Below are 627 nucleotides of genomic sequence, written 5' to 3' on the forward strand. Positions count from 1 at the left end.
GTGACGATGCCGTCCAGCTTCACCGCGACATTGCCGAACGCGGGCAGATCGAGATGCGCTTCGCCCTTGTAGCTGCCGTAATTGCCGATGCCGGCGGTGCCGTTGAAGCCGAATTCCCCCGTCGGCTTCTTGGTGACGATGTTGAGCGCGCCGCCTTCGGTGTTGCGGCCGAACAGCGTGCCCTGCGGGCCTTTCAGCACTTCGATGCTCTGCACGTCGTACAGCGCGGTGCCGAGGCCCTGCGCACGGCCCAGATACACGCCGTCGATATAGACGCCGACGCCCTGGTCGCGCGCGGGCTGGTTGCTATCGCTCAAGACGCCGACGCCGCGGATGTTTACGATCAGCGCCGAATTGCGCGAATAGAAGGGCGCGACGCGCAAGGACGGGATCGCGCCGTCCTGCAGATCGACCAGCGACTGGACGTGGCGGTTGCGCAGCGCGCTGTCGTCGAGCACCGAAATCGCGATCGGCGTGTCCTGCAGGTTCGTCTTGCGCTTCTGCGCGGTGACGACGATGTCGGCGAGGCCGCCGGACTGGTCGTCTTCTGCGGTGATCGTCGGCGCAACCCCCGCTGCGGCGCTACCGGCCGTCTGCCCCCAGGCCGACCCCGTCCCCATGCCGATC

Annotated in this window: 1 protein-coding gene; it reads right to left on the reverse strand. The window is 67.1% G+C overall.

Going from position 1 to position 627, the window contains the following annotated elements; all coding sequences use genetic code 11:
• Positions 1–627: TonB-dependent receptor plug domain-containing protein (locus LS48_RS15925; protein WP_204376487.1), on the reverse strand; the 627-nt coding region annotated here is incomplete at both ends.

Source organism: Aequorivita aquimaris (assembly GCF_001573155.1).
Lineage (GTDB): Bacteria > Bacteroidota > Bacteroidia > Flavobacteriales > Flavobacteriaceae > Aequorivita > Aequorivita aquimaris.